At 63.2% G+C, this 24,515-nt stretch carries 22 protein-coding genes and 1 tRNA gene; 9 read left to right on the top strand and 14 right to left on the bottom strand.

Going from position 1 to position 24,515, the window contains the following annotated elements; all coding sequences use genetic code 11:
* Positions 1-80 precede the first annotated feature (80 nt).
* The 8 genes from AC1DX5_RS11885 (at position 81) to AC1DX5_RS11850 (ending at position 8,517) form a co-directional block, all read left to right on the top strand.
* Positions 81-1,355, top strand: a complete 1,275-nt coding sequence (locus tag AC1DX5_RS11885) for an O-antigen ligase family protein (protein ID WP_478015601.1) — start codon at positions 81-83, stop codon at positions 1,353-1,355.
* Positions 1,356-1,419: 64 nt separating this feature from the next.
* A complete protein-coding gene (locus tag AC1DX5_RS11880; protein ID WP_478015599.1) occupies positions 1,420-2,100 on the top strand; it encodes a polysaccharide biosynthesis/export family protein in 681 nt (226 codons plus the stop codon).
* A gap of 51 nt (positions 2,101-2,151) precedes the next feature.
* Entirely contained in the window at positions 2,152-4,389 is a 2,238-nt protein-coding gene (locus tag AC1DX5_RS11875; RefSeq protein WP_478015597.1) for a GumC family protein, read from the top strand.
* A gap of 40 nt (positions 4,390-4,429) precedes the next feature.
* Positions 4,430-5,473: a hypothetical protein gene (locus AC1DX5_RS11870; protein ID WP_478015595.1), complete on the top strand. Its 1,044-nt coding sequence runs from the start codon at positions 4,430-4,432 to the stop codon at positions 5,471-5,473.
* A 35-nt stretch (positions 5,474-5,508) separates the two neighbouring features.
* Complete coding sequence (locus AC1DX5_RS11865; RefSeq protein WP_465172489.1) at positions 5,509-6,261, top strand: WecB/TagA/CpsF family glycosyltransferase; 753 nt, start codon at positions 5,509-5,511, stop codon at positions 6,259-6,261.
* 58 nt (positions 6,262-6,319) lie between these two features.
* Positions 6,320-6,553, top strand: coding sequence for a hypothetical protein (locus AC1DX5_RS11860; protein ID WP_465176119.1), 234 nt, complete (start codon positions 6,320-6,322; stop codon positions 6,551-6,553).
* A gap of 41 nt (positions 6,554-6,594) precedes the next feature.
* Complete coding sequence (locus AC1DX5_RS11855) at positions 6,595-7,443, top strand: M48 family metalloprotease (protein WP_478015593.1); 849 nt, start codon at positions 6,595-6,597, stop codon at positions 7,441-7,443.
* A gap of 60 nt (positions 7,444-7,503) precedes the next feature.
* Positions 7,504-8,517 (top strand): glycosyltransferase family 2 protein, encoded by a 1,014-nt coding sequence (locus AC1DX5_RS11850; RefSeq protein WP_465176120.1) that lies wholly within the window; start codon positions 7,504-7,506, stop codon positions 8,515-8,517.
* A gap of 41 nt (positions 8,518-8,558) precedes the next feature.
* Here the strand turns inward: AC1DX5_RS11850 and AC1DX5_RS11845 are convergent, their stop codons facing one another.
* From AC1DX5_RS11845 to AC1DX5_RS11805, 9 genes are all read right to left on the bottom strand, one after another.
* On the bottom strand, positions 8,559-9,425 hold the full coding sequence (locus AC1DX5_RS11845; protein WP_478015591.1) for a glycosyltransferase: 867 nt from the start codon (positions 9,423-9,425) through the stop codon (positions 8,559-8,561).
* Positions 9,426-9,814: 389 nt separating this feature from the next.
* On the bottom strand, positions 9,815-10,600 hold the full coding sequence (locus AC1DX5_RS11840) for a metallophosphoesterase (protein ID WP_478015589.1): 786 nt from the start codon (positions 10,598-10,600) through the stop codon (positions 9,815-9,817).
* A 612-nt stretch (positions 10,601-11,212) separates the two neighbouring features.
* A tRNA-Glu gene (locus AC1DX5_RS11835) sits at positions 11,213-11,288 on the bottom strand.
* 51 nt (positions 11,289-11,339) lie between these two features.
* Positions 11,340-11,735 (bottom strand): VOC family protein, encoded by a 396-nt coding sequence (locus AC1DX5_RS11830; protein ID WP_465172508.1) that lies wholly within the window; start codon positions 11,733-11,735, stop codon positions 11,340-11,342.
* A gap of 13 nt (positions 11,736-11,748) precedes the next feature.
* Positions 11,749-13,512 carry a single-stranded-DNA-specific exonuclease RecJ gene (recJ, locus tag AC1DX5_RS11825; protein WP_478015587.1) on the bottom strand — a complete coding sequence of 588 codons (1,764 nt, stop codon included), beginning with the start codon at positions 13,510-13,512 and terminating at the stop codon, positions 11,749-11,751.
* Positions 13,513-13,569: 57 nt separating this feature from the next.
* Positions 13,570-14,850: a glycosyltransferase gene (locus tag AC1DX5_RS11820; protein WP_478015585.1), complete on the bottom strand. Its 1,281-nt coding sequence runs from the start codon at positions 14,848-14,850 to the stop codon at positions 13,570-13,572.
* 32 nt (positions 14,851-14,882) lie between these two features.
* Positions 14,883-15,581 (bottom strand): prolyl hydroxylase family protein, encoded by a 699-nt coding sequence (locus tag AC1DX5_RS11815; protein WP_465172511.1) that lies wholly within the window; start codon positions 15,579-15,581, stop codon positions 14,883-14,885.
* Positions 15,582-15,678: 97 nt separating this feature from the next.
* A complete protein-coding gene (locus AC1DX5_RS11810) occupies positions 15,679-16,683 on the bottom strand; it encodes an RcnB family protein (RefSeq protein WP_478015584.1) in 1,005 nt (334 codons plus the stop codon).
* 108 nt (positions 16,684-16,791) lie between these two features.
* On the bottom strand, positions 16,792-17,343 hold the full coding sequence (locus tag AC1DX5_RS11805; protein WP_465176124.1) for a (2Fe-2S)-binding protein: 552 nt from the start codon (positions 17,341-17,343) through the stop codon (positions 16,792-16,794).
* 92 nt (positions 17,344-17,435) lie between these two features.
* Here AC1DX5_RS11805 and AC1DX5_RS11800 point away from each other — a divergent pair, with 92 nt between their 5' ends.
* Positions 17,436-18,236, top strand: coding sequence for a DODA-type extradiol aromatic ring-opening family dioxygenase (locus AC1DX5_RS11800; RefSeq protein WP_478015582.1), 801 nt, complete (start codon positions 17,436-17,438; stop codon positions 18,234-18,236).
* A gap of 146 nt (positions 18,237-18,382) precedes the next feature.
* Here the strand turns inward: AC1DX5_RS11800 and AC1DX5_RS11795 are convergent, their stop codons facing one another.
* From AC1DX5_RS11795 to AC1DX5_RS11775, 5 genes are all read right to left on the bottom strand, one after another.
* Positions 18,383-19,144, bottom strand: a complete 762-nt coding sequence (locus AC1DX5_RS11795; protein WP_478015580.1) for a class II aldolase/adducin family protein — start codon at positions 19,142-19,144, stop codon at positions 18,383-18,385.
* Between the two features lie 244 nt (positions 19,145-19,388).
* Positions 19,389-20,528: a CaiB/BaiF CoA transferase family protein gene (locus AC1DX5_RS11790; protein ID WP_478015578.1), complete on the bottom strand. Its 1,140-nt coding sequence runs from the start codon at positions 20,526-20,528 to the stop codon at positions 19,389-19,391.
* A complete protein-coding gene (locus tag AC1DX5_RS11785; RefSeq protein ID WP_478015576.1) occupies positions 20,525-21,661 on the bottom strand; it encodes a CaiB/BaiF CoA transferase family protein in 1,137 nt (378 codons plus the stop codon). Before AC1DX5_RS11785 ends, AC1DX5_RS11790 begins: the two co-directional genes overlap by 4 nt.
* 138 nt (positions 21,662-21,799) lie before the next feature.
* Positions 21,800-22,984, bottom strand: a complete 1,185-nt coding sequence (locus AC1DX5_RS11780; protein WP_478015574.1) for an acyl-CoA dehydrogenase — start codon at positions 22,982-22,984, stop codon at positions 21,800-21,802.
* Between the two features lie 226 nt (positions 22,985-23,210).
* Positions 23,211-24,455, bottom strand: coding sequence for a TetR/AcrR family transcriptional regulator (locus AC1DX5_RS11775; RefSeq protein WP_465176130.1), 1,245 nt, complete (start codon positions 24,453-24,455; stop codon positions 23,211-23,213).
* Positions 24,456-24,515 lie beyond the last annotated feature (60 nt).

The following is a 24,515-nucleotide window of genomic DNA, read 5'->3' as shown; positions in this document are numbered from 1 at the left end:
GGGGCGCGTGGTTGGTCGCTGCTTCACTGCTTACGCTCCTGGCCCTGGGCGGCTCGAATCAGCAGAGCGTGGCACCCCGTATGATCAGCATCGGCATAGGGCTGACGCTCTTGGGAGTGGCGCTCTACAGGCTCGACTGGCGACAATTCTATGCAGAAGACCGGTTGCTCTCTTGGGTGCTGATGGGAGTGGGCGCGCTATTCGTGATCCAACTCGTGCCGCTGCCTCCGTCGATCTGGTCCGCATTGCCGGGGCGCGATCTGTTCGTCTACGGCGACCAGTTGATGGTGGGTGTTCTACCGAACCGTCCTGTCAGCCTCGACCCCGACGCGACAATTGCTGACGCTGTCTTCCTTTTCGCGCCACTCGGCGTCTACGCCTTTCTCCGGGCTACCCAGAGAGATAAAAGCATCGAACAATTCTTCGCAATATTCGTCGTTTTTGCGGGTTTGTCGCTGCTTCTGGCCTTGGCGCAGGCATTTTTCGGGTCGGGATTCTATCTCTACGAAACCAGATCGGCGACCCCGACGGGTCTCTTCGCCAACCGCAACCATCAGGCGATCATGTTTGCGTGTGCGATCCCGATCAGCGCTGCATTCATCATACGGCACGGCTTGGGCGATCGCTTCGCTGAGCGCGCGGGCCTGCCTGCCCCGACCGGTCGGTGGATCATTTGCATTATGATCTTCGGCATATTCGCCATCGGTGCCTTGCTCACCGGATCGCGTACCGGCAGCCTATTGCTGGTCCCAGCAATAGGCGCTGCTGCGGTGATTGGTAACGGGTTGCCCGGCGTGTCTAGGCGTGCGTTGCTGATTGTTGCGGGGATCCTGGCGGTGGGGACGATCGCACTGACGATTCTGCCCAATATGGGAGGTCCGCTTGGCCTTGTCTTCTCGCGAGCGATCACGGGGGAGGAGGATCGATTCAGCTACTGGCCGGCGGCCTTTAACGCCGCCATGGTGTATTTCCCGGTCGGGAGTGGAATCGGCACGTTCGATCAGATCTTCCAGGTGCATGAGCCGGTCGGCTTGCTCGCGCCACTGCACCTCTATAACGCCCATAATGACTGGCTTGAGTTAATGCTGGAAACGGGCTTGTTTGGGCCTGCGCTGGGTATCGTTTTTTTGGTGTGGCTGGCGCGGCGGATGTCTCAGGTGTGGCGGCGGCCGGGAATCGATGCGGTGCTGCCCAGGGCGGCGAGCGTCGTTATCCTGCTCCTTCTACTCCATTCTGTTGTCGACTATCCCTTGCGCATGACGGCGCTGGCGACGCTATTCGCAGCCGCGGTCTGCGTGTTGGCGGGCCAAGCGCAGACCGTATCGAGATTGCGGACCGGTGAACTTTGTGGGTAACTGGTTTCGAAGTTGGCTGTCCTTACCCGCGCGTTGCTCGGGCCATGAACGAGGTTGGTTCCAGATGAAAAGATTGATTGGGGCATCCCTTGGCCTGCTTCTCTGCGCGTGCAGCGGCTCGCCGCACCCGCAACAGGGTATTGTACGACCCGCGGGGGACTCCATCGCACCCGAATTGCTCGTCGCCGATCTCACGAACGCGAAGATAGAGAGTGGGGATCAGTTGGCAGTCCAGGTCTATCGCGAGCCCGAACTGTCGCTCGCCGCCGTCACTGTGGATCCTTCGGGCAACATTGAAATGCCGCTGACGGGCACCACCGCCGTGGCTGGGCTGACCGCAGCGCAATTGAGCGCCCGTATCCAGGGGGATATGGCGCGTTTCGTCGTCTCGCCGCGGGTTACGGTGAACATCACCTCCTATAATTCGCGCACCTTCACCGTCGAGGGCGAGGTAAATAATCCTGGTGTGTTCCAGTATCAGAATGGCATGACGCTGCTGTCGGCTGTCGCGGTTGCAAAGAGCCCGACACCGATTGCGAGGACCGCGGAGGTCAGCGTCATCCGCACTACGCCGACAGGTCGGTATCTCGGCGTGTTCGACCTGGAAGCGATCCGCGCCGGCCGAATGTCCGATATTCAGTTGCAGCCCAAAGACTATGTGGTCGTTGGCCGATCCGGACGACGCGAATTCTGGCGCGGCTTCCTGCAGGCCGCGCCGCTGATCGGGCTTTTTACCCGGTTTTGATACCCCCGTTTCTCTGAGCGACGCCCCGAGCGCCAAGGATTGTTGTAACCAATGGCTACTTTCGACCGTTACCTGCCCGTTCCGGATCGCAATGGCGCGGACACGATGTCGCCTTCGTCGGACGTGGGCTCGCATGTCGGTGAGGCTCAGGAGAGTACGGGGTTTGCTATAAGTTTGGCCGATATTCGAGCGATGGCGTGGCGGCAGCGCTGGCCGGCCGCTATCATAGTCGTGGCGGCGGTCCTTGTCGGGATCGTCATCACGCTGCTCATGACACCGATTTATCAGGCTCAGGCGACCGTTCAGATCAAGCAGGAATCTACGAACATCGTGCAGGGCCAGGATGTCAATCCTGCAACAAGTATTGCAGACGCGGGACGATATCTTCAGACGCAACAGGACCTCGTTGCCAGCCGCTCTATGGCGGAACGCGTTGCCGACAAGCTGAAGCTCGACCGCAGTGATAATTTCATAGTAGCAATGAAGGGCAAGCCGCTGGAGGGCGAGGTGCCGGCAAGTCAGCTTCGCAGTGCCCGACACGAGCGTGTGGTCGCATATCTGACCGGGAACGTGTCGACGGCCCTTCCTGCTGGTTCACGTATTCTTGCACTCCATTTTAATAGCCCTTCGCCACGCTTCGCCGCGCTTGTCGCGAACGCCTATGCGGACAGCTTCATCGAACAGAATGTAGAGACTTCATTTAACTCTAGCAAATATGCACGTGACTTCCTCGCGCATCAGATCGAAGCCGCCCGTGCACGGCTGTCCGTGTCAGAGCAGAAGTCGATCGAATATGCTCGCAATACACAACTGATCGATGCCAGCGACGCAGCCGCGTCGCGTAACGAAGAAGGAGGATCTGCAGCTGGCCGGTCACTCACCACGGCCAGCCTGGTGGGACTCAATCAGCGGCTTGGCGAGGTTCGGGCGGATCGGATTGCCGCCGAGAGCCGCTGGAGGCAGGCACAGGCAAGCTCGTTGCTCGAACTGCCCGAGGTTGTGTCGAATGCCAGTGTGTCCACGCTGCAGCAGCAGCGCGCGGAAGTGGCTTCGCAGTTGAACCTGCTGCGTGCACGCTACGAGCCGGATCATCCCGAGGTGAAGCAGGCGCAGGCACGGCTCGCGTCGATCGATCAGGCGATTACGCGAATTGCGACTAACATCCGCCAGTCGCTCCAAAATGCCTATCTTGCCGCCCAACGCCAGGAGGCGGATATCAATACCGGCATCCAATCCGCGCGGGGGGAGGTCCTCGGCGAACAGCAGCGCCGCGTCCAACTGAACCTGCTGGCCCAAGACGTATCCACAAACCGCCAGACTTTGAACGACCTGCTACAGCGCTACAACCAGGTAAACGCGGCATCAGGAATCATTAATAATAACTTGTCATTGGTTGATGAAGCTACGGTACCGGGCGCCCCAATAAAGCCGAATCCGTTTCGCAATATCCTCTCCGCGTTTGCGATCGGAATTGCGCTGGCGATTGCCGCTGGGCTCCTGCGTGAAGGCATAGACGATACTGTGCGGTCGCCGGAGGATGTCGAAAACAAGCTAAGGCTCCCAGTGCTTGGTAGCGTGCCGGTAGCGGGCTCCGGGGAAATCACCGTCGAGAACATCGTCTCGAACCCGAAGCTGGCGATGGCGGAGGCTTATTTCTCCATCCGGGCCGCACTTGACTTCTCGGCAGCTCACGGCCGACCGCGCAGCTTCCTGGTGACGTCGAGTGCTCCCTCGGAAGGCAAGACGACAACCGCGTTCGCGCTCGCAGTCGACTATGCGAGAATGGGGCTGCAGACGCTGTTGATCGACTGCGATCTCCGCCGGCCGGGTGTGCACCGCCTTGCGCAACTTCCCCTGGCCGAGGGGTTGGTCGACGTGTTGTCGGGTGCAATGCCGCTTGAGAAGGCCATCAAGAAGGTGCCGAATTCCGCGCTCAGCATCCTCACCGCAGGCAAGGTTGCCAGTAACTCGGTGCAGATATTCTCGAGCGATGTTTTCGAGAACTTCCTTGAGGCGCAGTCGGAAAAGTTCGACATCATCATCCTCGATACCGCGCCTGTCATGGGCCTCGCCGATACGCCACTGATAGCGCGCTCGGTCGAGGGCATCGTCCTGGTGGTCGAGGCCGGTCGCGCCCATCGTGGCCAGGGTAAGAATACGCTCAAGCGACTGCGCGACACCGGCGGCCGCATTCTCGGTACGGTCATCACCAAGTTCGATGCACGCTCGAGCGGCTATGGCTACAATTATTACCTGTCTTATTACGACTATAAGGGGGAAAGTGCCTGAGATGCGGGTCGGTCGCCTTATAATGGCGGTTGGAGTCCCCGTGGTGCTTGGCTTGGTCAGCTATGTGAGCCTGGCCGGCGCGGCCATGGCGCGCAGCAATCGGCCTGAACTCGGCTGGTCCCTCCCGTTCGGCAGTGGTGAGGCAATGGCCGTGGCTGCGCGCCGGGAGGCGTTGAGAGGCGCGGCGACGCCGCAAATCGTGCAGCTTTCAGTCGCCGCCGTCGCTTCTTCGCCGCTGCATCATGAACCCTTCTTCGCGACGTCGCGCGTGGTGCCACGGCCCGATCTCGCCGAAGCCCTGCTCATGCACGCGCACGCGTTGTCGAGACGCGATCGTCCGATGCTGGAAGTTTACGTCGCCAGTTTGCGGCGGCAGCGCGACATTTCCGGCGCGGTCGCGGTGTTCGACGAACTGTTCGCCCAGACAACCGGGCCCGAACCTTATTTCGCGATACTGGGCGACATGCTTGCCAACCCCACCGCGCGTGCAAGCGTTGCAGCGATCTTTGCACGAAAACATTCGTGGCGCAGTGCCTTCTTCGGGCAGATCGATCCTTCCCCCGGTCAAGTCGAATCGATCAGGCTGCTGCTCGCAGATATGCGGCGCCGCGGTACGCCTCTGCCAGACTCCGTGCTCATTCCATTGGTGCAGCGCCTTTCCTTCGGCGTTACAGGCCACAAGGTCGATGGGTGGCGCATCTGGAGCACGCGGAGCGGCGCGGACCCCCTGAGCTGGCCGGGGAGCGATGCGCCAGAGGCAATGCCTTACTCCTGGTCTGTTCCGGACGAACTCGCCGGGCGGGTGACGTTTGGCAATGGTGCGCTGCGGTACGACATCGAGGGCGCCGCCGGGGCGATCGTGGCGAAGTTGACGACAGCCTTCCCGGCAGGGCAATATCGTGTCGCCATCGCTGCTGCCGACGCGCGCGTGCGGCTGCAAACATCCTGCGGTAGTGGCACTACCTCCTTCGCGAGCGGCGCCGTGATCGCACTCGACACGAACTGTCCTATCCAGGCGCTCGCATTATGGGTACCATCTGGCAGCGAAACAGTGAGCAAGGTCGGCTTGACGCCGCTTCATTGAATGCCCGAGTCTATGCTCTCCGTACGGCTGGTTTGATGGAAGTCATCGAGTTCCTTGGAATCCGTTTCGATAGTCTCAGCTTCGACGAAGCATTGGCGGCGATTCAGGTGCGGCCTTCAAATGGGGCGTTTCGCTATGTCGTCACGCCGAATGTCGACCACATCGTCCGCTTGCACGAGAGCAAGGATCCGGAAGTCAAAATAGCCTATGAGGCTGCAGATCTGTGCTTTTGCGACAGCCAGGTCCTGCGGTTGCTGGCGCAACCTTTTGGCATCCAGTTCAGCACAATCACCGGGAGCGATCTGGTGCTGAGGCTCATCCCAGGTATGATCTTGCCGGGTGAGACGATCAATCTGGTGGGCGGCGACGCTGAGCTCGCTGAGCGGTTGCGGCGAATCCTGCCGGACACGCGGATTACCACGCACTTTCCTCCCATGGGGATGATTGAAAATCCCGCGGCAATGGCGGCGGCGGTCGATTTTATGCGATCGAATGCGGCGAGCTATCATTTGTTATGTTGTGGTTCGCCTCAACAGGAAGTGGTGGCCTATCGCGCAAAGCTCGATGGCAGCATCAGCGGCACTGCGCTGTGTATCGGCGCAGCCGTCGAGTTCCTGGTAGAGCGCAAGCAACGTGCGCCGCTCGTGATGCGGCGCATGGGGCTCGAATGGCTTCATCGGCTGGTGAGTGAGCCGCGGCGACTATGGAGACGGTACCTTATCCGAAGCCCCAAAGTGCTCCCGATCATACTGGGCTGGGCGTTTATGCCGCACCTGCGAAAGAAGTGACTTGCTTTGCTGGCGATTCGAAGGTATCTCCTCACGTAGGAATTAACGGAGACCCACTATGAAAACCATTCAGAAGTTGGTTGCGACGATTGCTGGTGTGGCTCTCGTGGGGTCGCCGGTCGCAGCCCTCGCGGCGCCTGCACCATATTCCGGACCGTCGGTTGTTGAAAGCGTCGACACGGGCAAGGGCGACAGCTTTTTCGGCGTTGCGCCGATTTTCTTCATCCTTGGCTTCGTCGTGATTGGCGGGGTGATTATCGTTGCCGTCGACGATTCGCGTAGCAATCGCTAAGCGGCTGACACCTATTTTTGAAGTGTAATGTGGGCTGGGAAATGCGTTTCCTGGCCCCATTTTTTGTGCTCATATTTGTTGGCTCGGCACAGGCGCCTGCGGTGCTGGGCCCGTCCGGTGGAGATTTTGAGCAACGCGTAACTGCGTACAAGCGTATGGTCTCCGTGCTGTACCGCTTGTCACGGACGGCGGCGAATCAATGTCCTGGCGAATCGATCGCTGGGCTTGTGCTCGATCATCCCGGTATGTACGCGCCCCGCGATCGTCCGTTGGTCGGGTTCTCTGATGGCGTCCCGTTTCCGCGTATCCTTGCCGTAGCCGATTCGTCGCCCGCCGCCGACGCGGGACTCGCTCGAGAAGACGCGATCCGCTTGATTGGCGCGTTGCCCGCCCCGCACCCAGCAACTGATGGCGGCCTCGCTGCTGTTGAAATGACGATTAAGATGATTGCCGAGCAAGGCCGCGATGGGCACCTGGCTTTGCAGGTGGAACGGAATGGGGAGATACGGTCAATCGCATTGTCGCTAGACCCCGGCTGTGACGTGTGGCTCGACTTGACACGAAGCAATAAGGTCTCCGCGCGATCGCGCGGGAGCTGGATACAGCTGTCCGAAGCGACGATCGCGCTCCTGCCTAAGGATGGTGAACTGGCCTTCGTCCTTGGGCATGAACTTGGACATATCGTGCTACGACGGCGAGGCGAGCGAGCGGGTCGTGATGTCGAGCGACGGGTCGACGATCTTGCACTCGGCTGGATGCGAGAGGCGGGTTACGCTCCGCAGGATGCACTGACCGCGATCGAGAAAATGGCGGACGATGCGCCATTGGGCACCTCTTGGGGTGTCCGTACGCGCATCTCGCACTTGCGAGAAGAGATCACGCCACGTTAGAGGCTTTGGGTGGCGATCCCATCAACGCGCGTTGAGCGGTGCCCGAGCCGGAGAATGCCAATGCTCAATCGCGGGAACTCGCCGAGTCTATCGACCGCCGCAGAGCCAAATGCAGCGATGGAGATACCCCTGGTATCGGTCCTGCTCGTCAACTGGAACACGAGGGAGATGACGCTTGAGTGCATCCGCTCGATCTATGCCGAGACGAAGGAGGCGCGGTTCGAAGTTATCGTTGTCGACAACGGTTCGCAGGACGAATCAGCGGAGGCGATCGCCGCAGAATTTCCCGATATCGTGCTGATGGCGGAGCGGGAGAACCACGGCTTTGCGTTCGCTACGAATATCTCGGCCGCGCGGGCGCTGGGGCGGTATCTGTTGCTGCTCAACACCGATACCGTCGTGCTCGATGGCGCGATCGACAAGCTGGTGGCCTTTGCCGAGCGTGTACCCGGCGCGCGCATATGGGGTGGCCGGACGGTGTTTGCCGATGGCAGCCTCAATCCTGGCTCGGTGTGGGGCAAGATCACGCCCTGGAGTATGTTCTGCATGACGAGTGGGTTGACCACTCTCTTTCGTTCAAGCCGCCTCTTCAATCCCGAAGGCTATGGCGGCTGGCGGCGAGATAGCGAGCGCGAAGTCGATGTCGTCCAGGGTTCGTTCTTCCTGATCGAAAAGGCATTCTGGAACGAGCTTGGCGGCTTCGATCCGGCGTTCTTCATGTATGGCGAGGAAGCTGATCTGTGTGCCCGGGCTCGCTCGGTTGGCGCTCGCCCGCGAATGACGCCAGAGGCGACCATCATTCACTACGGGGGGCGCAGCACGCGGGATGCGGCGCAGAAGATCATCTACAAACTTGGATGCCGGGTTGGGTTGATAAATCGGCATTTCAAGCCCGGCTGGCGTGCTTATGGACGTGCGCTGGTACTCCTCTGGGCATGGTGGCGCGCCAGACTCTACAGCTTGTCGGCGAGGGTAAATAAGCGTCACGCCGAAAGTTCCGCGCAATGGCGGGAAGCGTGGAATCGTCGCGTCGAGTGGCGAAATGGACCAGGTATCCGTCGCGTCGGGCGTTAAATCGTGGCGCAGCGAATCTTCACGACGCTCATCCAGAATTCCTATCGTGAACTGGTATCGCGGTGCCACACATTGGCGTGACCGCGCAGGCGATTCCAAAGCGCAAGGCAGCGTCCCAGCGTCTTTATTGACAGGTAAGTGCCGATATCGATTGGCGAGATACCGGCCCGGAAAGCCCGTGTGAGCGATCCGCTGCCCGTCCCAGCCTGTGGCACCGACGCCGGGAAGCCTTCGCGGAGCTGTCGGTCGCCCGCGCGACGGCGGCTCTCTATGCGAATTAACGAGCCAGCATCTCGCGGTGGAAAGACGGTGAAGCTGGCGGGCTTCCCGTTCGCATCGACGGCGACGCTGCGCCGCTCCTCCGATCGGAAGCGGGTCCGGACATAGCCATCATCAGCGATGATGTTAGGGAAGCGCCCAACGCGTGCCATCCCCGCCTCGGACAATCCGAAGATCCCGGATCCGATCATGTTATCCCGAATATATGGCTGGCTTTGCCAAACACGGAAATAAGCACGTACCGCTTTGCCCGAGGCACTGGTATCCACCCGGATCGCTGGAGCGGCGGCGAGCGCTTCGCCCGAGCGGAGCAGCGCTGCCGTGGCGGCGAGCGTCGCGTAGCTAACCATCACATCCGCATCCACGAAAAACCGCGGAAACACGGTCGCAAGCGCGTTGCCTTCATTGAGGGCAAGCGGTTTGGAGCCTTTGGGAAGGTCGAGCACAGTAGCGTGAGGCGCAACTTCACGCGCGATCTCGACTGTCCGGTCGCTGCAACCATTGGCCGCCACGATTATCTCCGGAAGTGCATCGGGAGGTGCGTCGCCTAATATGGCCTCGAGGCAGCGGCGGATCACAGCTTCCTCGTTATGTGCAGGGATTATAACAGAAAAGGGCAATTCGGCCATGTCTTACCCTGCCCAATATGATGCATAGGTCAGCGGCAACGTTTTGTGGGCTTTTACCCTCTAGCGATGCTTGACCCGCTTCCATTAGACATCGTGCTGTTCTGGGGCAACGGCATTCAGGTAGAATAGTTCGCGCTCATAAAATCCCAGACGTCGGGTATTCAACCTGCTGCACGCGCTTCGGGACGAGCCAGAGTTCCAAGCTATATATACCGGTGCGCGGACCACCGAGACAATCCGTCGGGCGATGCGCGGAGGAAGGAACGCGTAAGAGCGCTCGCCAGGCGGCTTCGGCGCCAGTCCGGCGAAGTAGAGCCGCGCAAGCGGGCGCGCGTAACGTCATTCATTGCACCGCCTTCGCGGGACCATGCGGCGTTGAGAGTCCGATCTCAGGCTGGTTTCGGTTCTGCGGGGTTAGTCTGAAGCACCCATCGCTCGGTACCTTCGAAGCCCATCGCTGTCAGGCGGCCCGTCAGATAGGCCCCGGTATCAAGTCCGATACGATTTGAACGCTCGTCTACATCCGGACTGATCGTGTGGCCATGCACAATCATCTTCTCGAATGGTTCGCCGGCTCCGAGGAATTCCCCGCGGATCCAGCGGAGGTCTTCGGGTTTTTGATCCGAAAGGGCGACGCCTGGACGGACCCCTGCGTGCACGAACGAATAGTCGCCGATATTGATCTGATCTTCGAAACTGCTGAGGAACGCGACGTGCGATGGAGGGACCGCACGCTGCAGAAATTCCATGAGATCATCAAAATTGGCGTTGAGATAGTCGGCTTCCTTCATACCATAGCTGGTAATCGTCGTGTCTCCACCTATCCGGTGCAAGAACTTGACCGCTCCAAGGTTGCCGGCGACCGCAGATAGAAACACCTCCTCATGGTTGCCCAGCAGGAACCGTGCCTCTGTATTGGTCTTCGCGAGCAAAAGGAGACGCTGGACGACGTCCGCCGAATCCGGGCCTCGGTCGATTAAATCACCCAAGAAGATCAACCTCGTCCGTGCCGGCCCGCGGTTCGTATCGTCAGTGTCGATCAAGTCCAGTAGTAGGTCGAGCAAATCAGCTCGCCCGTGGATATCTCCAATTGCATACAAGCGTTCGCCTGGCGGCGTTCGAGGAGCCAGCCTTGGCGTGACAGAAGTACTGGGAGAAAAGAATCTTTTTAGCATATTTTGCGGTTAATCTTTGCCGGGTTCAAGTTTCTGACGAGAAATTCAGAATGTTAGCTCATGGTCGTAATGCGTAAGCAAACCTATTCGCGAGAAATTTACGAGTCTCCCGCGCTTCCCGGTCTGTCCGCAATGTCGCGGAATATCCGAAACGACGGATGGCGGTTCGCGCTTCTCGACCACGCCAAATGGCGGAGAAACTCCGTGCCTTTTTCGGTGGGCTTCACGCACTCTCGTTTCGGTACCAAAACTCATCCACACAAATCGCTCCATATGTATCCATTATATCTTTTGTGCGTTGCGGCAAAGTGACGATCAACGCCGATCGCCTCGCAGAGCCGGCTACCTGGCTCTCGGAGATCCCGACATCACCATTTGCCTTCACGAGATCATCGACCGCGCGGGTCGAGATGCCCTGGATATAGGCCTGCTGCGATGTGTCCTCGTTCAAGCTGGATGTGGCCGATTTCGATGACGTGACCGCCGGTAATTGCGATTGGCAAGATATGCCAACGCATCTCATCAAAGCCCGTAAATTGTGGGACGAAATGTGGACGCGGACCTTGCTGCCTCGCCCGGACCGGCGCCAATGCGCCATTTCCCGCCTGACGATGGTGACCCCTACGGGAATCGAACCCGTGTTTCAGCCGTGAAAGGGCCGCGTCCTAGACCGCTAGACGAAGGGGCCATACTCGTTACCGAGCGTGGGCGTGCCGGTTAGGCAAATGCGGCGGGCTGGTCAACCCACTGCGTCATCTTGACGACGATGGCAGACCGCCTGGAGCTTGTTTCCGTCCGGATCGCGGACATAGGCGCCGTAATAATGGGCGTGATAATGCGGCCTCAGGCCAGGGCTGCCTTCATCGGTGCCGCCATGGGATAGTGCCGCCGCATGGAAGGCATCGACCGCGGCGCGATCAGGCGCGAGAAAGGCCGCGTGCGGTCCATTACCGGGATGAGCATCACCGCCATCGAACGGGCTGACGATGAACAGCTTGAGACCCGCCAGTTCGCCGAACACGAGCGTACCCGGCAGTTCAAACGGCTGTTTGACGCCCAGCGTGGCCATCACTGGCTCGTAGAAGCGGCGCGCGCGCTCGATATCATCGGTGCCGAAAGTGATGTGACTGAACATCGCCGTCTCCTCCTCAGTCAGCCCATGCCGCATCGTCGAGGTGCAACTCGGCGGCAGGCTTGGCCCCCCAGTCGTCGATTCGCGCCCGCCCGGCGAGCCATAGCCGGCGATGCGGCGGGGCGCCGAGCAAGGCCGCGCCCAGCGCCGTCTCGGCCTGACGGAACGCGACCGTCTTCAACACCCGTCCGTCATCGCCGCTGACGATCGCGCGGACATGGCCATTGCCGACGATATCCGCCTTCACGATGCGCACTGGCCCCGCAACCACGCGCGGCTGAGGCCAACCCATGCCGTACGGCCCGCCGGCATCCATCGCCTGTACCAGCGCAGGGGTGACGCCGCCCGCGGTCAGCAACGCGTCCAGCAGCAGCGCGCGATCGCCGATTGACCGCGTGACGGCCGCGTCGAGCCTTTCCTCGAGGAAATCGGCAAATGCCTCCAGTTGGTCCTCGGCGATCGTGAGGCCCGCCGCCATCGCATGCCCGCCGCCCGCGACGAGCAGGCCGCTGTCCTTGGCGGCCAGCACTGCCGCGCCGAGATCGACGCCCGGAATCGACCGGCCCGATCCCTTGCCGATGCCCTGTTCGTCGAGCGCGATCACCAGCGAGGGCCGTCCGAATTTTTCCTTCAGCCGTCCGGCGACGATGCCGATCACGCCGGGGTGCCAGCCGCGCCCGGCCACGACCATTACCGCGCGGTTGCCCTTGGCGCTGGCAAGACCCTCGGCGGCATCCTGCACGATCGTCTCGATCGCGCGCCGTTCCTCGTTCAGGCGATCGAGCTCGGCGGCGATGCTCGCGGCTTCGGCTGGATCGCGCGTGGTGAGCAGGCGCACGCCGAGATCGGATTTGCCGACGCGCCCGCCGGCATTGATCCGTGGCCCAAGCGCGAAGCCGAGATCGGTCGCGGTCGGCGCGCGCGTCAGCCGTGAGGCGGAGATCAGCGCGTTCAGGCCGATATTGCGGCGCTGGGCCATCACCTTCAGCCCCTGGCTGACAAAGGCGCGGTTGAGCCCCTTGAGCGAGGCGACATCGGCCACGGTGCCGAGCGCCACGATATCGAGCAGGTCGAGCAGGCGCGGCTCGGTGCGGCCCTCGAAAAAGCCGCGCGTCCTGAGCAGCCGGACCAGCGCCGCGCCGAGCAGAAAGGCAACACCGACCGCGGCGAGATGGCCGAACGCGGTGCCCTCGGCCTCGTCGAGCCGGTTGGGATTCACCAGCGCATGCGCATAAGGCAAGGCGGCCGCGCATTTATGGTGATCCACCACGATCACGTCCACGCCCGCCACGCGCGCCATCTCCAGCGCCTCGAATGCCTGGGCGCCGCAATCGACCGTGACGATCAGGCTCGCGCCTTCCTCCTTCAGCCGGACGAGCGCTTCGCCCGAGGGGCCGTACCCCTCCATCAGCCGGTCGGGGATATAGGCCCGCGCCTCCAGCCCAAGATCGCGCAGCAACAGGATCATGAGCGCGGCGGAGGTCGCGCCGTCCACGTCATAGTCGCCGAAGATCGCCACTTTCTCGCCGGCCTGGATCGCATCGGCGAGTCGCTCGGCCGCACGGTCCATGTCGCGGAAGATGGAAGGGTCCGGCATGAAGCCGCGGATGCTCGGCGCCTTGTGCGCGTCCAGCGCCTCGCGGGGGCATCCGCGCGACAGCAGCAGCTGAGTCACCAGATCGTCGGGCGAAAAGCCCGGATCGCGCGTGTCGGTTTCCAGCGCGCGCCAGCGCCAGGGTTGGCCAAGGATCGAATGCGAGATGTTGAGTACGGTGTTCACCGGCTTGCTCTCGCACATTTTGCCATGGCTGGAACAGGGGGCGAACGATGAGGAGCCTCAGGAAGGTAGCAGCCGCTCGATCGCAATCGCCGCTGCCTCGGCACCGTTTTCGGGACTGATCAGTGCGCCCACGCGTTCCGCCTCGGCGCGATAGGCCGGCCGGTCGAGCAGGGAGGAGATCATTACGGCCGCCCGGCGTGCGTTGAAGCGCCGCGCCTTGAGGACCTGGCCGATACCCATCTTGCGGATGCGATGCGCATTGTCGGCCTGATCGCCCATATGCGGCACGACCAGTTGCGGCTTGCCCGCGCGCAATGCCTGGCCCGTCGTGCCGATGCCGCCATGGTGGATGATCACTGCGGCCCTGGGGAACAGCGTGGAATGCGGCGCATAGGCGCGCACCAGGATGTTGCCCTCCGACTTCAATTTGGTTTTCTCGCCCGTCAGCAGCACCGCGCGGGCGCCGAGCAGCCTGGCCGTGGCGGCGGCCTCCTCGTAGAAATCGCCGGGTGCATAGACCGCAAACGAGCCGAGCGTGAACACCAGGGGTGGCGGGCCGTCGGCCAGAAAGGCCTCGAGCTCCGGATCGGGCGCCTCGGTCTCGCCGCCCTGGCTGTCATAGACCGGGAAGCCGACGATATCGGTATTGGCTGGCGCGTCCTTCTGGGGTGGGCCGAAGATAGGCGAGTAGCAGCACAGGGTCAGCGCGGTTTCGCGACTGATGTCGAACATCGACGGGTCACAGGCCGGGCTCAGGCCATGATGCGCCCGGACCTCGTCGACCCGCCGGCCATAGCGTAGCCGCATGACCTTGCGGATGACGCCATAGGCAAGCCGATTCCACCTGACCCCGATCGGGCTGCCCGGCCGCTGGATCAGCATCCAGAAATCCGAGGTTTTCGGCGGCGTGTGGACCGAAAGGATGGCCATCGGCTGAAGGATCACCGAGACGAGTGGCACGCGGCGTTTCTCGGCGATGATCGGCGCGCCGAACACGAACAGCGATCCGACGAGTATGTCGGCGCCACCAACTATCTCATCGAGCGCGGCGGTGCTCGATTCGAGCCAGGGCAGCAGCACCTGCTCGAGCAGATAGGTCTGGTCGGCCATGACGCGCTTGACCGCATCGTCCTCGCCCAGGCCCATGCGTTCGCGGATCGCGTCAAAGCTCGGCAGCACGGCGACCGCGTCCAGTCCAGCGGCTTGCGTCTTGGCGACATGATCCTCCGGCACTGCCAGGATGGGATGATGTCCGCGCCGTTTGAGCGCAAGGCCGATCGCCAGGAAAGGATGAAGGTCGCCGAGCGTCCCGACGGTCGTAAGCAGGATTGTACCCATGATCGGCTCGACGACATTCGGCTCGCGCCGCCTTACTGCTTCAGCCAGGCTCCCTCGCGGAACCATTTGGTGACGATGTATTTCGTGCCCTTCACCACTGGCATGCCTTCATGCAAGGTGAATTCGTTCGGGCTGCCGTCTTGATTCATGTTATTCCAAGCGAGCAGCAATCCGCGCTTCGGTGCGACGCGGATACCGGCCTGGGGAAACCAGGTCGCGCCGCCCTCCTCGACATTGTTGAGATAGATCATCGCCGTCCAGGTGCGCTGGCCGCCGCTTGCCTTCATCGCCTCCCAATAATGCTGGCCTTCATGGAAGAAATCGTGATGGGCGCGGAATTGCTGACCGGGCGCGTAGCGCTGCCCCTGCATCGTCTCGCCATTCACGGGGGGAAGGCCGAGCAGGTTGGCGATCGATTCGTCGATCGGCTGAACCTCCGGCGACCAGCGATTCATGTCGCAACTCTCGCTGGTGCGGAAGGTCGTGTCGCCGGATTCGGAGAGCAGGGTGGAGGGCCGGCGGTTCGAGTCGATCAGCCGCATCAGCGCGGTGCACTGTGCCGGGTTCAGGAAATCGAGATGGTAGTAGACCTGGGCCTTGTCGATCCTGGCGCGCTTCACCGCCGGATTCGCCTCCAGCCGTTGCGAGACGGTTTCGCCCGCGAGCTTGCGGATCGGGGACGGGCCGCCCGGTTTTTTCGGGACAAGGGGTTTTTTCGAGAACAGGGACATCGCGCCGCAATCTGCCGCTACGCCCCCAAAAAACAAGAGCTCAAAAACAAGGGGTCCGGCGACCATGCCGCCGGACCCCTCGCTTCACCGCATCCTCTTACCAGAAGATGTCGTAGACCGTGTCGACCACCTGGCCGCTATAGACATCGACCAGCAGCGCGTCGTTGTAATAGCGCACCCAGCGATACGGGCCATAGGCCGGCGGCAGGCCGTAATATTCCGGATCGTCGATCCAGTAATTCTGCTCGAACAGGATCGAGTTCAGCGTCAGGCCGATGCTGAAGCGGCGATAGCCATAATCCCAGCCGTAGGGCGCGTAATAGCGCGGCAGATGGTAGTTGTTACGGTACTGGTTGCGGCGCGACTGCCAGTTGTAGCGATTGTCGCTGCGCCAGCCACGGTTCCAGTTGCGGCCGTCATTGCCGTTCCAGCCACCGCCCCGGCCATTGTTGCCACGCCAGTTGCCGTCGTTGCCGCGACCATTGTTGCCACGCCAATCGCCGTTGTTCCGGCCATCATTGCCGCGGCCGTTGTTACCGCGCCAGTTGCCGTCGTTGCGACCGTCGTTGCCGCGGCCGTCATTGCCACGCACATTGCCGTCGCCGCGGCCGCCATTGTTGCGCCAGTCGCGATTGCCATTGCCCTGGCCCTGCTGCCAGTCGCCACGACCACCCGGGCGGCCGCCATTGGCCTGGGGCTGTTGCGGCTGCTGGGGCGGGACGGCCGCGCCGCCGTTCCGCCAGTCGACACGGTTGCCACCACGGAAATCCGGACGGCCGGCGGGGTTGCCGGGGGCTGCCTGGGGGTTGAATTGCGGGCGCTGCGGTTGCGGCTGCGCCTGACCCTGCTGCTGCGGCGCGCGGCCCTGCCAATTGCCACGGCCCCGGTCGCCGCCCCAGCCGCCGCCATTATTGGCGGGCCGTTCGGCGCGGGGCTGCGGCACAGGCTGTTGCTGCGGGCGCTGGAAATCGGGACGTGCCTGGCGCTGCTCGGCGCCCCGGTCCCCACCGCGATCCTGACGGTCCGCGTCGCGCGCATAGGCGGTCGCCGGCACGATGGCCGCCGTCGCCGCCAGAAGCGCGATGATAAAAGAAGTACGCATCTTAGTCCTTCCGGTACGCGGGCGCATGATTGGCCCGAACGATGCATCGCTTTTGCACCATTGGCGATGAGCCATTTCTGAATTGCGGCGACAGCATTGCGAAAGGATTCACCGTTGCTGTCGTCCGCCCGGCGTCAGCGCCGGGACGAGCCTTGCCGCGCTCGCGGGGTCGATTCCGGGCGGGGGGCCGGCATCGATCGTTTCGTCGCCGCGCTGGACGCGCGCAGCCCGCATCACTGCCTCGACGACGCGTGGATAGACGCCGCACCGGCACAGATTGGTGATCGCGCTTTTGATGTCCTCTTCGGACGGATTCCTGTTCTTCTTGATCAGCACCGCGGCGGCCATGACCATGCCGGGAATGCAGAAACCGCATTGCGGCACATTCCCGGCGATCCAGGCGAGCTGCACGGGATGGGTGCGTTCGCGTGACAGGCCTTCGATGGTGGTGACGAAGCTGCCCTCGATCGCGCCGATCGTCGCCTGGCAGGATCGCACCGCCTCACCGTCGATATCCACCGTGCAGGCGCCGCATTCGCCATTGCCGCAGCCATATTTGGTGCCCGTCAGGTTGGAGGCGTCGCGCAGCGCCCAGAGCAGGGGCGTCTTCGGATCCATTTTATATTCGACGGGCTGGTTGTTGACGGTGAAGCGGGTCATGCCAGCAGCTTAGGGCAAAGGCCGGTATTGGGAAACGGCGTGTTTCCGGGCGCGCGATTGCGATGGGACAGGGCAGGGCCGATATCCCGTGCATGACACTTCCCACGCTCTTCGTGCCGCATGGCGGCGGCCCCTGCTTCTTCATGGACCCGGCCGGCGGCCCGCCCGATCCGATGTGGCGGCCGATGCAGGCGTATCTCGCCGGCCTGATCGCGTCACTGCCCGAGCGGCCCAAAGCGATCCTGATGGTCTCCGGTCATTGGGAGGAGCAGGAGGTGACTGTCCATGCCGGCAATGGCCAGCCGTTGCTGTACGATTATTACGGCTTTCCCGAACACACCTACCATCTGCACTGGGATGCGCCCGGCGCGCCCGATGTCGCGCGCCGAGCCGAGGCGCTGCTCGAACATGCCGGCTTCCCGGTGCGCGAGGAGAAGGCGCGGGGCTGGGACCACGGCGTGTTCATCCCGATGATGGTCGCGGTGCCCGGCGCGGATATCCCGCTGGTCCAGCTGTCGCTGCGCAAGGATCTCGATCCCGCAGCGCATATCGCCATCGGCCGTGCCCTGGCCCCGCTGCGCGACGAAGGCGTGCTGATCGTCGGATCGGGCATGAGCTTCCACAACCTGCGCGCCCGCGGCCCGCAGGTTACGCCGGTGGCGGACGAATGGGACGCCGCGCTGACGGCGGCCGTGACCGATCCCGATCCTGCCGCACGCGCGGATCGTGTGGCGCGCTGGGAGGAACTGCCTCACGCGCGGTTCGCGCATCCCGAGGCGGAGCATCTGCTGCCGCTGATGGTGGCGGTTGGTGCCGGCGGTGAGGGGCCGGCGGTACGCGACTATGCCGATCATGTGCTCGGCGGGGCGGTGTCGGGCTACAGGTTCGGCTGAGCATTCCTCCCCGGAACGGGGAGGGGGACCACGAAGTGGTGGAGGGGCTTGGAGCGAGTCCACGTCGCCGTGCTCCAAGCCCCTCCACCACCCGCTGAAGAAGCGGGCGGTCCCCCTCCCCCGGTTCCCGGGGGAGGAATGAAAAGTTAGTTCCGCCAGCTCGTGTCGATCTTGTCGACCAGGCGCACCATTGCCTCGAAATCGGCCTTGCCCGGCCCGCCGGGGATCGAGACCTGGTGCAGGTCGCGCTGGTGCACCGCGACCACTTCGGGCGGCACTTCGATCGGCGTGCCCATGCCGGCGGTCGCGACCTGGATCTCGCAGGCGCGCTGCAGCGACCAGTGCTTGATAAAGGCCTCGGGCAGGGTCCGGCCCATCACCAGGATGCCGTGGTTCTTCAGCAGCATCACGCGCTTGTCGCCGAGATGCTCGAGCAGCCGCTCGCCCTCCTCGTCGCGCACCGTCACGCCCTCGAAGTCATGATAGGCGATCTGGCCGATGAAGTTGCAGGCGTAGAAGTTCGTCGCGCGCAGCCCGCCTTCGACCGAGCTGACCGCCATGCCCGCCGTGGTGTGGGTGTGCATGATGCAATGCGCGTCGGGCAGGTGCCGGTGGAACAGCGCATGCTGGACGAAGCCCGCCCGGTTCACCGGATAGGGATTGTCGTCGAGCTTGTTGCCGTCGATGTCGATCTTGACCAGGGTCGAGGCGGTGACCTCGCTGAAATGCAGCCCGAACGGGTTGATCAGGAACGCGCCTTCCTCGCCCGGGATCTTCAAGGTGATGTGGTTGTAGATCATCTCGGACCAGCCGAGCATCGCGAACACGCGGTAACAGGCGGCGAGCTGCTGGCGCGCCTCCCATTCGGCTTCGCTCATCTGCGAATTGCGAAGGACGGCGGTGGCCATGGCGCTTTCTCCTATGGGTTCTTCTTTGCAACCCATATCGCATGACGGCGCGAGACAGGCAAATCTTTCGGTCCGCCGGGATCGATCCTCGGGAAGATATGGGACACCAGCATGTCCCATATCTGTCGATCATAATTTCAGAATATTATATTGAATATCAATAGTTTGATGAAGTTTTCTCTCATCGTGATCCGTGAAGTCAGGGGGGATCGTTTCGCGCATGATACGATGCGCCATGGCGTCCCTAGGCTGCGCCCATTGCCCCGGCCGCATGCAGCGCGGCGATCTCGTCTTCGGAAAAGCCGTAGTCGGCCAGGATCGTGTCGGACTCGGCCGGACCGGCCATCACCGGGGGCACGGTGTCGCTGACTGAATAGCGTGGGACAGGGGCCGGCTGGAGCACGCCGCCGGCTTCCACGAAAGTGCCGCGCGCGCGATTATGCGGGTGCGCCGCCGCGTCGTCGAAGCCGAGCACCGGCGCGAAACATGCCTCGTGCCCGGCAAAGGCCTCGACCCACTCGGCCTGCGACCGTTCCCGGAACCGGCGCGCCAGGTCGGCCGTCAGCGTCGGCCACAGGGCGGGCGCGAACTGCGCGTCCCATTCCGCGCCGTCGAGGCTCATCACCGCGCGCAACGCCTTGTAGAATTGCGGCTCGATCGCCCCGATCGCCACCCATTTGCCGTCAGCGGTCTCATAGCTGTCGTAGAAATGCGCGCCGCCATCGAGCAGGTTGGTGCCGCGCGCATCGCCCCAGCGGCCCATCGCGCGGAATCCCCACATCATGCTCATCAGCAGCGCGGAGCCGTCGGTCATCGCGCAATCGACCACCTGGCCGCGCCCGGTCGCCTGCGCCTGCAGGATCGCGGCAAGCATGCCGAAGGCGAGCATCATGCCGCCGCCGCCAAAGTCGCCGACCAGGTTGATCGGCGCGACCGGCTTGCCGCCAGCTTCGCCAAAGGCATGGAGCGCGCCCGAGATTGCGATGTAATTGATGTCATGCCCGACATCGGCCGCCATCGGCCCGGTCTGCCCCCATCCGGTCATACGGCCATAGACGAGCCCTGGATTGTCGGCGAGCAGTACCTCGGGGCCCAGACCCAGCCGCTCCATCACGCCGGGCCGGAAGCCCTCGATCAGGCCGTCACAGCCCTGTGCAAGCCGCCGTACGGCAAGCACCGCCTCGGGCTTCTTCATGTCGAGTTGAATCACGCGGCGGGAGCGCAGCAACGGATCCTTCGCCGCCACCGCGAAACCACCGCCGTCGCCCGGCCGCTCGATCCGGATCACTTCGGCACCGTGATCGGCGAGCATCATCGCGCAGAACGGGCCGGGGCCGATCCCCGCCATTTCGAGGATACGCAGGCCGGCCAGAGGTCCGCTCATAAGGGGTCGTCCTGTCCCAGCATCGGCGCGGCGCGCTCGAGCGCGAGCGGTGCGTCGGAAAAGCGGATCGGCGTGCGCAGCCCCGGGATGGCCATGCCGTCCCGGTCGAGCGTCAGCGCCATGCCGCGATGGACGATCTGCGGATCGGCAAAGGCCTGGGCCACCGAGTTGATCGGTCCCGCGGGCACCCCCACGGCTTCGAGCGTCGCCAGCAAGGCGTCGCGTTCGTGCCGCGACGTCGCCTCCCGGATCGCCGCGAACAGCGGCTCGCGACATTCGAGCCGCCCGGCATTGGTCGCGAAGCGCGGATCGGCCCGGAGCGCATCCAGCCCGAGCGCGTCGCAGAAGCGGACGAACTGTCCGTCATTGCCCACCGCGAGGATGAACCATCCGTCGCTGGTCGGGAAAACCGCATAGGGCGAGACGTTGAGATGCGCATTGCCGAGCCGCGGCGGCGTCACGCCGCTGACGAAATAGTTCATCGCCTGGTTGGCGAGCACGCCGACCATGGTGTCGAACAGCGCCATGTCGATCTGCTGCCCGCGCCCGGTCTTTTCGCGCTGGGCGAGCGCGGCCTGAATCGCGATCACCGAATAGAGCCCGGTCATGATGTCGGCGAACGCCACCCCGACCTTTTGCGGCGCGCCGTCCGGTTCGCCGGTCAGGTCCATGATGCCGCTCATGCCCTGGATGATGAAGTCGTAGCCCGCGCGGCTCGCATAGGGCCCGTCCTGGCCGAAGCCGGTGATCGAGCAATAGACCAGCCGCGGGTTGATCGCGCTGAGGCTCGCATAATCGAGGCCGTATTTGGCGAGTCCGCCGACCTTGAAATTCTCGATCAGCACATCGGCATCGGCGATCATGCGCCGCACCTCGGCCTGGCCTTCCGCCGTGCGGAAATCGAGAACGACCGATTTCTTGCCGCGATTGGTCGCATGGAAATAGCCGGCGTCGCGGCTGCCGTCGGGGTTGTCGATAAAGGGCGGTCCCCAGGTGCGGGTATCGTCGCCCTCGGGGCTTTCGACCTTGATCACCTCGGCGCCGAGATCGGCCAAGGTTTGCCCCGCCCAAGGGCCGGCGAGGATGCGGGCGAGTTCGATGACCTTGAGGCCTGTGAGGGGAGGTTCAGCCACCGGCCTCTCCTTCCTGTTCCCCGGCGAAGGCCGGGGCCCAGTTGGAAAGGTTGCTGTAACAGCGCGCAGCACCAGCCAACAAAAGACGTTCCAACTGGGCCCCGGCCTTCGCCGGGGAGCAGGAGGAAACGAACGCGTTCAAAACGCCGCGATCCCCGTGATCGCGCGGCCGAGGATCAGCGCATGGACGTCATGCGCGCCTTCATAGGTGTTGACCGTCTCCAGGTTCATCAGATGGCGCATGACCTGATATTCGCCCGAGATGCCGTTGCCGCCATGCATGTCGCGGCTCATCCGCGCGATATCGAGTGCCTTGCCGACATTGTTGCGCTTCACGATCGAGATCATCTCGGGCGCGAACCGGCCGGCGTCGATCAGCCGCCCGACCCGAAGGCTCGCCTGTAGCCCCAGCGCGATCTCGGTCTCCATGTCGGCCAGCTTCTTCTGGTAAAGCTGGTTCGCCGCCAGCGGCTTGCCGAACTGCGCCCGGTCGAGCCCATATTGCCGCGCCGCATGGAAGCAGAATTCGGCCGCGCCCATCGATCCCCAGCTGATCCCGTAGCGCGCCCGGTTGAGGCAGCCGAACGGGCCCTTCAGCCCCTGCACGTCGGGCAGCAGCGCCTCTTCGCCGACCTCGACATCGTCCATCATCACCATGCCGGTGATCGAGGCGCGCAAGCTCAGCTTGCCCTCGATCTTCGGCGTGCTGAGGCCCTTCATGCCCTTTTCCAGCACGAAGCCGCGAATGCCGCCGCCATGCTCGTCGGACTTGGCCCAGATGATGAAGACGTCGGCGATCGGCGCGTTGGAGATCCAGGTCTTGGAGCCCGACAGGCGATAACCATCCGCGGTCTTCACCGCCCGCGTCTTCATGCCCCCGGGGTCGGAGCCCGCATCGGGCTCGGTCAGGCCGAAACAGCCGATCCACTCACCGCTCGCCAGCTGGGGCAGATATTTGCGCTTCTGCTCCTCGGATCCGTACGCATAGATCGGATACATCACGAGGCTCGACTGGACGCTCATCATCGACCGGTAGCCCGAATCGACTCGCTCCACCTCGCGCGCGACCAGGCCGTACGCCACGTACGATGCGCCGACGCCGCCATATTCCTCCGGCACGGTCGGCCCGAGCAAACCGAGCTCGCCCATCTCGCGGAAGATCGATTCGTCGGTGGTCTCGTTGGCAAAGGCGTCGATGATGCGCGGGGCGAGCTTGTCCTGCGCATAAGCCCGCGCCGAATCGCGGATCATCCGCTCGTCATCTTCGAGCTGATCGTCGAGGAAAAAAGGGTCCGCCCAGTCGAATGCGCCCATGCCGGCCATATAATGTCTCCTTGCGGCCCCGCTGCCAGCAGGGAAATGGGTTTGCAACCACTCCCGTTCGTCCTGAGTAGCCGCTGAGCCTGTCGAAGCCTGTCCTGAGCGCCTGCCTTGGCAGGCAGTCGAAGGGCGGCGTATCGAAGGACAAGCGTTACCCCGCTCCAACCCTGCTTCGATACGGGCCTTCGACTTCGCTCAGTCCCTACTCAGCACGAACGGGTAGAGGATGTCACAAATCGAGCACGCGATCGTCGAACAGCCCGAAGGCCAGGGTCGAGGCGTAGAAGGCGACGGCCTTCTCGCGCGGCATGGTGCTTGCCCATTTGCGCATGTCGAAGGCCGCGTTCTGCAGCGCCATCAGCGCCTGCGACGCGACCAGCGCGTCGACCGGGCGAATCGATCCTTCCGCGATCCCGTCCATCATCGTGCCGGCATAGCGCCGCGCGATCCGGTTGGAGCGCTCGACCATCGCGCGCCGCACGGTGCGCGGCAGGCCCGACAGCGCCGTGGTGCGCAGGAGCGGCCCGCGCTCGGAGAATTGCACGTCGAGCAGGGTCGCGATCGTGCCCGTCAACCGCTGCCAATGGCTCCCGCCGCGCTCGTCGGCGAGCTGCTGGGCATCGGCGATCGTGTCGAAGCTGCGCTTGTAGCAGGCGATGACCAGGTCATCCTTGGCATCGAGATGATGGTAGAAGCTGCCCTTGGTCACGTTCAGCTCGGATGCGATCTTCTGCACCGAGGCGCCGCGATAGCCGAGCTCGTTGATCAGCCGGGTCGCCGCGAGCAGGAAGGCCTCGCGCCCCGGCTCGGGTTCTTCATGCTCGAGGTTGATCAGCGCGGGCGCCCAATTCTGATTCGGGCCCGCGATGCCGTGCTCGAACACATCCATCAGCCGTTCCTCGATCCGGCCGAACTGGTCGAGCTCGTACCGGACGAGCCAGAGCGGCAGCCAGAAGGTGTTCTCCAGCAGGACGTGCGCGCGCGCGCCGTGCAGGTCGGTCTCGGCGCGGTTGGCGGCAGGCCCCCACAGGCTGCGAGTCGTGCGGAACACCCGCTGCCAGCCCGCCAGCAGGCGGCCGCGCACCGGCTCCTCCATCGCGCGCAGATCGGAGAGCACGGCAAAGGCCTGCTCCTCGCCGCGCTCGATCCTGGCGAATCGCTCCATGTTGAGCGCCAGGTAATGCGCGACCCGCGCCTGCGGCGTCGGCTTTTGCTGCGATTCGTCGAGCATCGCCTGAAGCCGGTCGAGCGTATGCTCGAAACAGGCAGCGGCGAGATCTTCCTTGCGCTTGAAATAATAAGTGACGCTGGTGGTGTTGAGCCCCACGCGCCGCGCCACGTCGGCGAAGGTCATGCCCTTCGCGCTCTGTTCGTTGATCGCTTCGGCGGCGGCGGCGAGAATCGCATCCCGCTTGGCGCGGAACCGCTTCGTGCCTGCCTCCTCCTCCCCCTGGACGTCTTCGGCAGCTTGCATGAGTGAAACTGTAACATCTTCTTTTCGAAGAGACAGTGTTTTTTCTGCGCGCCCGTTCGA

It is taken from the genome of Sphingomonas sp. P2_B6 (genome assembly GCF_056404755.1).
This window is presented reverse-complemented; position numbering and strand designations above follow the sequence as displayed.

Excerpts from the sequence above, each read along its gene's own strand:
- AC1DX5_RS11885 (WP_478015601.1), top strand. The coding sequence starts at position 81 with ATGATCAGCATCGGCATAGGGCTGACGCTCTTGGGAGTGGCGCTCTAC.
- AC1DX5_RS11880 (WP_478015599.1), top strand. The coding sequence starts at position 1,420 with ATGAAAAGATTGATTGGGGCATCCCTTGGCCTGCTTCTCTGCGCGTGC.
- AC1DX5_RS11875 (WP_478015597.1), top strand. The coding sequence starts at position 2,152 with ATGGCTACTTTCGACCGTTACCTGCCCGTTCCGGATCGCAATGGCGCG.
- AC1DX5_RS11865 (WP_465172489.1), top strand. The coding sequence starts at position 5,509 with ATGGAAGTCATCGAGTTCCTTGGAATCCGTTTCGATAGTCTCAGCTTC.
- AC1DX5_RS11860 (WP_465176119.1), top strand. The coding sequence starts at position 6,320 with ATGAAAACCATTCAGAAGTTGGTTGCGACGATTGCTGGTGTGGCTCTC.
- AC1DX5_RS11855 (WP_478015593.1), top strand. The coding sequence starts at position 6,595 with ATGCGTTTCCTGGCCCCATTTTTTGTGCTCATATTTGTTGGCTCGGCA.
- AC1DX5_RS11850 (WP_465176120.1), top strand. The coding sequence starts at position 7,504 with ATGCTCAATCGCGGGAACTCGCCGAGTCTATCGACCGCCGCAGAGCCA.
- AC1DX5_RS11845 (WP_478015591.1), bottom strand. The coding sequence starts at position 9,425 with ATGGCCGAATTGCCCTTTTCTGTTATAATCCCTGCACATAACGAGGAA.
- AC1DX5_RS11840 (WP_478015589.1), bottom strand. The coding sequence starts at position 10,600 with ATGCTAAAAAGATTCTTTTCTCCCAGTACTTCTGTCACGCCAAGGCTG.
- AC1DX5_RS11830 (WP_465172508.1), bottom strand. The coding sequence starts at position 11,735 with ATGTTCAGTCACATCACTTTCGGCACCGATGATATCGAGCGCGCGCGC.
- AC1DX5_RS11820 (WP_478015585.1), bottom strand. The coding sequence starts at position 14,850 with ATGGGTACAATCCTGCTTACGACCGTCGGGACGCTCGGCGACCTTCAT.
- AC1DX5_RS11815 (WP_465172511.1), bottom strand. The coding sequence starts at position 15,581 with ATGTCCCTGTTCTCGAAAAAACCCCTTGTCCCGAAAAAACCGGGCGGC.
- AC1DX5_RS11810 (WP_478015584.1), bottom strand. The coding sequence starts at position 16,683 with ATGCGTACTTCTTTTATCATCGCGCTTCTGGCGGCGACGGCGGCCATC.
- AC1DX5_RS11805 (WP_465176124.1), bottom strand. The coding sequence starts at position 17,343 with ATGACCCGCTTCACCGTCAACAACCAGCCCGTCGAATATAAAATGGAT.
- AC1DX5_RS11800 (WP_478015582.1), top strand. The coding sequence starts at position 17,436 with ATGACACTTCCCACGCTCTTCGTGCCGCATGGCGGCGGCCCCTGCTTC.
- AC1DX5_RS11795 (WP_478015580.1), bottom strand. The coding sequence starts at position 19,144 with ATGGCCACCGCCGTCCTTCGCAATTCGCAGATGAGCGAAGCCGAATGG.
- AC1DX5_RS11790 (WP_478015578.1), bottom strand. The coding sequence starts at position 20,528 with ATGAGCGGACCTCTGGCCGGCCTGCGTATCCTCGAAATGGCGGGGATC.
- AC1DX5_RS11780 (WP_478015574.1), bottom strand. The coding sequence starts at position 22,984 with ATGGCCGGCATGGGCGCATTCGACTGGGCGGACCCTTTTTTCCTCGAC.
- AC1DX5_RS11775 (WP_465176130.1), bottom strand. The coding sequence starts at position 24,455 with ATGCAAGCTGCCGAAGACGTCCAGGGGGAGGAGGAGGCAGGCACGAAG.